This window comes from Prosthecobacter sp., from assembly GCF_044373815.1.
Classification (GTDB): Bacteria; Verrucomicrobiota; Verrucomicrobiia; order Verrucomicrobiales; family Verrucomicrobiaceae; genus Prosthecobacter.
Map to the genome: position 1 here is coordinate 1 of NZ_JBIPNG010000325.1, position 7,588 is coordinate 7,588.

Genomic DNA, 7,588 nt, shown 5'->3' on the forward strand with positions numbered 1-7,588 from the left:
GTGGCGGCTTGAATTTTCGTGAACCAACGTGCATGAGAGAGGTCGTACCCCTTGCCCTCATTGATCCGCCCCTGGTACTGGCCTGAACGAGGCCAGCCTGAACGCACCGAACCCTTCACCTGGATTGTGGAGGGGGTGATCGCGGCGTCGTGGTGGCCTGATCCGTATGTGTACGACCTTTACGACGAGCACGGCATCCGGGCCGTGGTGAACTGCTGCGAGTTTGACAACCGCAAGGACGTGCCGCCTCACTTTGCCTACCATCACATCGATGTGCCGGACTACGGAGTGCCAACGGATGCGCAGATGGAGCACTTCATCACGCTGATGGATGCGCACCAAGCCGCCCGTGAGCCCGTGGTGGTGCACTGCGTCGCGGGCTGCGGACGGACGGGGCAGTTTATCGTGGCCTGGTGTGCGAGGGCGGGTTTGATCCCCGCAGGCAGTGATCCTGTGCAGTGGATTCGTGCCCGCCGGAAGTGCTGTCTGGAAACCCGCGAGCAGACGGACTGTGCCAAGCGGTGGATGAGCAAGTATCGGCTCAAATGAGGCGAAGCGGGATGAGTGGGAGCTGGCGAGATCGCACTCATCCGAGTCCAGCAAGGACATCATTGACTTGCGAAAAGAAAAGCATCAGCATTTGTGTATGCTGCCACATAAGGGGACAACCTGTAGAGGCGTTGTTTACAAATCCGGGGTCTCTGTGATCCCCGGGGTAGGACTCGTCGGAAAAATAGGGTCGGTTAATCCACAGGGCAATTGGGATAATAGCCTAGACTCAACGGCAAAGCTCAAAAAAATTAAAAAGGCGGCCGAGGTAAAGAAGCTTGTTGCATCGACTTACAGATGTCTGGGCTGCCATCATCGTTTTATGATAAGTGAAGCGTTGAAGATGCGATTTCGTATCGTAACAGAGACAAGTTGCTTATGCAGTGATTGTGACAAGGCGAAGACCGAGACCTAATAAGATACGCGGAGATCCGCGAGCAGACGGACTGCGCGAATCGGTGGATGAACAAGTATCGGGTCAAATGAGGAAAAACGAGCCTGCATGGCATGCTGTGGCGTGACATGTCACTTCATGAGGTGAAGTCGGCGATGTCGGTGCAAGCCTGAGCTCCTCCTGAGGCGGAAATTTGCACGCCTGAGTGCTTTCCGCACGCTGATGGACGGGCGGGCTGTCGCCACACCCATCCTACGTCGTGGCGCGATGCACAGGACGTAGGGTGGTTGTGTTTGGCGTCGAGCGCATGTCCATGTTTCACCGCGCCCGTCGCCAAACCGGGTAACCGAGAGGATCTGCGTGTGCTCCAGAGCGTGATGAACGTTGGCAGACGGGCGGGCTTGCGCCACGCCCGTCCAACCAATGTCGTGATCCTATGCCAGCTTGTAGCAGTCGGCCCACTCGGCGCGTGGGGGCGGGCCTGCCAGGCGTGCGTTGGCGGCGTCGTTGTTGATGAAGCGCCTGGTCTTCGGGTCGAACTGCAGTTCGACGTTCAGGTACTCGGCGATGGTGCCGAGATTCAGCACCTGGGTGAGCGCGCCGCCGACGCTGAAGGGAGACTCGGTGCTGCCGTTGCCCATGCAGGCCTGGACGAAGCTCTGGAAGTGATTGTACTTCGGCGGATGAAGGGCCATGGCGTCCTTGAACTCGACCATCTTGGCGCGCGGATACACGATGGAATGGCGGTCATGGGAGCCGCGCTGCACGATGTAATCGTCCTGTTTTCGATAGAGCAGGGAGCCGGCGCCGCCGAGGTTTGGGGTCATCAATTTGCCGTCCGCGTCGCGATCGAGGAATTTTTCCGCGAGGTCGATCTTGGTGTCGCCGCCAGCTTTCCAGTGCAGCTCCACGGCGGGCAGTTTTTCGCCGCGCTCAGGGAATTCAAAGCGAATGTCCGAGCTCAGCGGGTAGCTGATCTGATTGTAGTCGGCGAGCGCAATGGGCGTGATGCGCGTGGGCAGGCCGAGCTTGAGGTGGTGATGAGCGAAGTCGATGATGTGAGCGCCCCAGTCGCCAAACATACCGCCGCCGTAGAGGTGGAAGCCGCGCCAGTTGAAGGGGTGGTACATCTTGCTGAAAGGCTTCACCTCCTGTGGACCGCACCAGAGATCCCAGCTCTTCAGGGACTCGGGCATCGGCTCTTCGGGCGGATAGCCTTTGATGAGTGCGCGCTCGGCTGCGTTCATGAACCACAGCGAAGGTGACTTCCAGGCGTCGATCTTCACGATGTCATCGACGATGCCCGCCGCGAGCATTTGCTTGAACTGGTCCGCACCGGCGGAGGTGTGGCCCTGATTGCCCATCTGGGTGACCACCTTGAACTTCTTTTCCGCGCGCATGAGGATGGCCGCTTCCTCAAACGTGTGCGTCAGCGGCTTCTCCACATACACATGCTTGCCCAGTGCCATGGCGTGAATGGCAGCGGTGAAGTGGGTGTGATCCGGTGTGACCACGCTGACCGCGTCGATGTCTTTGCCCATCTTGTCGAGCATCTCGCGGAAGTCGTGAAAGCGCTTCACGTCCGGGAAGGCCTGCAGGTTCTTCTCCAAGCCCTTGGCGGTGACGAAATCGACGTCCGTGAATGCCACGGGGACGGCTGCGCCGCCTTCCGTGAGCCCGGGGATGACGCTGCCTGCACGTCCGCCGATGCCAATGCAGCCCAGATTGATGCGCCGGCTCGGTGGCAGTTTGGGATTGTCCGCGGCGCGGGCGCTCGTCAGGTAAGCAGGCAGGAAATTGAAACTCAATCCTGCGGCGACGGATTGTTTGACGAAACTGCGGCGAGTTGGCGTGGGGGAGCTTTCAGGTGTGTTCATGGTTTGGAAAGGTGGCGAGACTATACTGAAGAACGTAGAGGCCTCAATACTTGGGGAAGATGGATGGCGTCGGGAAGCGGTCTTCGAGGCTGAAGTTTCCGCTGTCGAGGTACTCTTCCCGAGGAAGATGGACATCGGGCCAGGCTGCGGGGCGGATGCGGACGACGCGGGTGGGGCGGAGGCCTTCGGTGATGAGGTCGGTCTCAAAACGAATCTGTATGCCGCTGCTGCCGAGTGGGGCTTCTCCGGGTAACTTTGTGACGTCGAGGATGGAGCCGCGGGAGGCCATTTGGGAGGGGCCGGCGGTGCCGCCTTCGGTGTGCTTCAAGGTGTTCTCGGCGCCATTCACCAGCACCGGGCTGCGCTTCTGGAAATCGGCGTAGAGGGCGGGGTCCATGCCGCCGAAGAGGGTGGCGGTCACGGTTGCGCGGCCGAACTTGCCGTACTCGACGGCATCCACCCAGGCGGGCATCCAACGACTGCGGATGAAAGTGCGGTGGGACTCGGTCTGGCTTTGTGCGGCGCGCTGCGTGGCGGCATCGTCCAGCCAGATGTCTGAGATGTGAAAGCGGGTGAACACGGCTCCTGGTGTGGGCTTCCACATAATGCCGAGCAGGACGGACTGGCTGCCGAGTGATTTCTTGCCGCTGCCAGGCCAGATGCCCTCGGCGATGAGGTCTGCCGGTGCGAGGCATTCACGGCCACGCCAGATGCGGGTGGCGGCGTCGAAGGTCAGGGTTTCTTCGGTGGCCTTGCCGTCTGCGCCAGCCTTGGGCTCGCGGCTGGCGACGATCATTCCTTCGTTGTTTTTGAGATCGAGTTCTTTGAGTTTCCAGACCAAGCCTTCGCGCTGGCAGTGGCTGGGTTCGTCTTCGAGGAGGAGGACGTGGTTCTCGGCGGGGGCGATGCCGATGCCACGACTGTGGTTTGCGTCTTTCTCCTTGTTGTTGACGGGCAGCACCGGCACGGCGGAGATCTGCGGGTCCGGGGGAAGGTAAGCGCGTACGTGCAGCACGGTGCCGAGCGGGATGTCACGCAGATCCGCCGGTGCGCCGTGATAGCGGACCATACCATAAGGTAGCATGGCGAAGGGGTGGGGATCGTTCCGGCGAAACACGCCATTGCCCGCCACGCGGATGCTGCCGCGACGGTTGGCGTGGTCCACAAAGACCAGTTCGCCCCGGTAGGAGTGGGCTTTTTCCAAAGGTGGAAACTTGCCTGCAACAGGCCTGAACGGCTCGTCTGCGGCAGGTGCGGTGGTGCTGAGCACGCACCCGAGGGTGGTGAGGAGAGCGATGGCGAATCTCATGTCTTTGGGGCTTCGTTCCGCCTCAGTATTTCGTGAAGATGGATGGGGAAGGGAAGCGCTCGTCGATGCTGGTGGAGCCGTCGCTGAGGTATTCTTCGCGGGGCACGTTAACGAGGGGCCAGATGTTGGGGCGGACACGCACCGTTCTGCCGGGGCGAATGCCTTCAATGATGAGGTCGGTCTCAAAACGGATCTGGATGCCGCTGCTACCAAGTGGGGCTTCTTCAGGTGTCTTGATGACGTCCTGCAGCGTGCCGCGTGAGGCCATGTGCCCGGGGCCGTAGGCGCCATGGGTGTGCTTCAAGGTGTTCTCGACGGCGTTCATCATGGCTGTGCTGCCTTTGGTGAAATCGGCGTAGAGGGCGGCGTCCATGCCGCCGAACAACGTGGCGGTCACCGTCGCGCGGCCGAACTTGCCGTACTCGACGGCATCAATCCAAGCGGGCATCCAGCGGCCGCGGATGAAGGCCTTGTGTGTTTCGGTTTGGTGGTGGGCGCTGCGCTGCAAGGAGGCATCGTCCAGCCAGATGTCCGAGATATGAAAGCGGGTGAAAATGCCATCGGGGGTGGGTTTCCAGGTGATGCCGAGTTGCACGGCCTGGCCACCGAGGGATTTCTTTCCTTCCGCAGGCCAGATGCCTTCGGCGATCAATTCCTCAATCCCGAGGACTTCCTTGCCGCGCCAGACGCGAGTGGCGGCATCGAAGGTCAGTTTTTCCTCTGCGGCCTTGCTGTCGCCACCTTGCTTGGGTTCACGGGTGGCGATGATCATCCCCTCGTTGTTTTTGATGTCGAGGTCTTTGAGTTTCCAGACAAGGCCCTCGCGCTGGCAGTGGCTGGGTTCGTCCTCGAGGAACAGGACGTGGTTCTCGGCGGGGAGGATGCCGGCGCCGCGATTGTGGTTGGCATCCAAGGTCTTGTTGTTGACCGGCAGCACCGGCACGGCGGAGGTCTTGGGGTTTGGTGGAAGGTAGGCACGCACGTGCAGCACGGTGCCGAGCGGGATGTCCCGCAGATCCGCCGGTGCGCCGTGATACCGCACAATACCATAAGGCAGCATGGCGAAGGGATGCGGATCATTGCGGAAAAACATGCCCGAGCCCTGCACGCGAATGCTGCCACGGCGGGTCGCATGATCCACGAACACGAGTTCGCCGCGGTAGGTGTGTGCTTTTTCCAAAGGAGGGAATTTGCCCACCTCGGGGCGGAAAGGCGCGTCTTCCGCAGATGCGGCGCATCCACCAAGAACCAAGAACGAGGAACCAAGAACAAGGAGGAAGTGCTTCATAGTGCGATCACTTGATTGCTGTCGCCAAACTGGTCGATCTCCACGCCCATGCGCTGGGCCATAAGGAGGAGCAGGTTGCTCATGTGGGCGTCGGAGTTTGCCGGGCGGCTGCAAAGCTGGTAGTGAGCGGTGGTCAGCGCGCCGTCTGCGCCGAGTGCGTAGCCTTGGAAGCTGGCGCCCTTTTTGTTGAAGTCGAGATGGCTGCCGTGCTTCAGGCCGAGGTCCGTGCCGCCGGCGAACACCAGCGGGAGATTGGCATTGCCATGGCTGTGGCCGTAGGACATGCCGCTGCCGAAGAGCGACATGGTGGAGCCGAGGAGCGGCTTGCCACTGAGGTCATTGGTCTCCGCTAGGCGGGTGAGGAAGTAGCCGAACTGCTCGATGGCGAAGGTGTCATAATTGGTGAGCTTCTCCATGTAGCCGAAATCGCCGCCGTGGTGACTGAGCTGATGGCGCGACTCGGTGATGCCGATCTCAGGAATGGAGATGGCGTCTCCCTCGCCGCCGAGACTGAAGGTGGCCACGCGTGTGACATCGGTCTGAAAGGCGAGCACCATGAGGTCATAGACCGTGCGGAAATAATCGCCGGCCTTGGTGGCGGCGATGTCGCGGTTGGTGCGCTGGCGGTCGGCTTCGGAGATGACGGGCAGGGGAGTGTCGAGCCAGGCATCCGCCCTGCGCGTGCGGATTTCCGCCTCACGCACGGAGGTGAGGTATTGTTCCAGGCGGCCCTTGTCGGCAGACCCCATCTTTTTTTCGAGCTGGCGCACTTCCGCGAGGTTGGCATCCAGCACGCTGCCTTTGCGGCGCAAGGCTCTGCGCTGTGCTGTTTTCCCACCTTTAGGCTCTTCAAAGAGGGAGGCGAAAATCTCACTGCAACGACGCATGGCGGGCAAGCGCACTCCATCCGCCGTCCACGCAAGGGAGTCCTGCGTGATGGCGACTTCCATGGAGGGGTAGCGCGTGTGGGGCGCGGAGACTTCGGCCATCTTTTGGTCCACGGAGATGGTGTTGCGGTCGGACGGGCCCAGCTTGCCGCCGGTGAGCCAGACGGAGATGCAATTGTGGTGATGGCTCAGCGCGCCCGGGTGATGGAGGCCGCTGATGGGTGTGATGACCTCACGGTGCTTCTCTAGAGGCATGAGCGACCGCGAGAACTTGTAGTCCTTGCCGGGAGTGGTGATTTGGTAGTTCAGCGAGTGAACGCCGTTTGCCAGATAGATGAAGGCGCTGCGCTTCGGCGTTGCGGTGATCTTCTCAGCCGCCGCAGCCTTAAGCGGCACCATGCACTCAAGCAAGGGCAGTGAGATGAAACTGCCGAGAGCGCGGAGGGCATGACGACGGTCGATCAGCCAGTTTTGGGAGAGGTAGTTGCTCATGGTATAAATGGGTGGCGTGATGGTTGTCGATTCAGCGTTTGCGGATGAGGTCGGAAAGGGCGACGGCGCGGATGATGTCTTTGATACGGTAGCCGTTCTTCTTGGCTTCTGCCTGGATGGCTTTGAGGTCGTCTTGATCGTCGAAGGAAAGGGCGCGGCGGAGGCCGTAGGTGCAGAGGTGCTCGATGAAGGCGAGGGCGACTTCATCGCGATCTTCGAGCAGCAGGCGTTTGAACTCGGCGGCGTCCTTGAAGGTGCGTCCGTCGGGCATGGTGCCGGAGGGATCGATCAAGGGGTCTTCGCCGACACCAGCGGGGACTTTTTCACGGGTGCGCCACTGGCCGATGGCATCGTAGTTGTCCCAGGCGAGACCCAGCGGATCGATCTTGGAATGGCACGCGGCGCAGTTCGCGTCATTGCGGTGGGCTTCGATCTTTTGGCGCAAGGTTGCTTTGGGGCTTTGCGCCGTTGGGGGTTCGATGGCGGGCACGTTCGCCGGTGGCGGGGGCGGCGGCTTGCCGAGGACGACCTCGCTCAGCCACACGCCGCGATGCACGGGACGATGGCGCGTGCCGTCGGAGGTCAGTCCGAGCACCGCGCCCATGGTGAGAAGGCCGCCGCGACGATCCTCGGGCTTCAGCGACACACGCTGAAAGGCGCCTGATTTTGTCTCCGGCAATCCGTAGAATTCACAGAGCCGGGCATTGGCCATGGTCCACTGTGAATCAATGAAACTGTCGAGGGAGAGGTTCTTGCTGTACATCTCGCGGAAGAACTCGACGGGCTCTGAGC

General features: G+C 61.1%; 6 protein-coding genes. 1 reads left to right on the plus strand and 5 read right to left on the minus strand.

Going from position 1 to position 7,588, the window contains the following annotated elements; genetic code table 11:
• The first annotated feature begins 51 nt into the window (after window positions 1-51).
• Window positions 52-549, plus strand: a complete 498-nt coding sequence (locus ACIREA_RS21930; RefSeq protein ID WP_397384495.1) for a protein-tyrosine phosphatase family protein — start codon at window positions 52-54, stop codon at window positions 547-549.
• 828 nt (window positions 550-1,377) lie between these two features.
• On the opposite strand, the gene ACIREA_RS21935 is transcribed toward ACIREA_RS21930, so the two are convergent.
• The 5 genes from ACIREA_RS21935 to ACIREA_RS21955 all read right to left on the minus strand — a co-directional run.
• On the minus strand, window positions 1,378-2,820 hold the full coding sequence (locus tag ACIREA_RS21935; RefSeq protein WP_397384496.1) for a Gfo/Idh/MocA family oxidoreductase: 1,443 nt from the start codon (window positions 2,818-2,820) through the stop codon (window positions 1,378-1,380).
• Window positions 2,821-2,863: 43 nt separating this feature from the next.
• Window positions 2,864-4,129 (minus strand): hypothetical protein, encoded by a 1,266-nt coding sequence (locus ACIREA_RS21940; protein WP_397384497.1) that lies wholly within the window; start codon window positions 4,127-4,129, stop codon window positions 2,864-2,866.
• 22 nt (window positions 4,130-4,151) lie between these two features.
• Window positions 4,152-5,417, minus strand: coding sequence for a hypothetical protein (locus tag ACIREA_RS21945; protein WP_397384498.1), 1,266 nt, complete (start codon window positions 5,415-5,417; stop codon window positions 4,152-4,154).
• A complete protein-coding gene (locus ACIREA_RS21950; protein ID WP_397384499.1) occupies window positions 5,414-6,796 on the minus strand; it encodes a DUF1552 domain-containing protein in 1,383 nt (460 codons plus the stop codon). Before ACIREA_RS21950 ends, ACIREA_RS21945 begins: the two co-directional genes overlap by 4 nt.
• Before the next feature lie 31 nt (window positions 6,797-6,827).
• The coding region (locus tag ACIREA_RS21955; protein WP_397384500.1) for a DUF1588 domain-containing protein at window positions 6,828-7,588 on the minus strand (761 nt) is incomplete at its 5' end.

Excerpts from the sequence above, each read along its gene's own strand:
- ACIREA_RS21935 (WP_397384496.1), bottom strand. The coding sequence starts at position 2,820 with ATGAACACACCTGAAAGCTCCCCCACGCCAACTCGCCGCAGTTTCGTC.
- ACIREA_RS21940 (WP_397384497.1), bottom strand. The coding sequence starts at position 4,129 with ATGAGATTCGCCATCGCTCTCCTCACCACCCTCGGGTGCGTGCTCAGC.
- ACIREA_RS21945 (WP_397384498.1), bottom strand. The coding sequence starts at position 5,417 with ATGAAGCACTTCCTCCTTGTTCTTGGTTCCTCGTTCTTGGTTCTTGGT.
- ACIREA_RS21950 (WP_397384499.1), bottom strand. The coding sequence starts at position 6,796 with ATGAGCAACTACCTCTCCCAAAACTGGCTGATCGACCGTCGTCATGCC.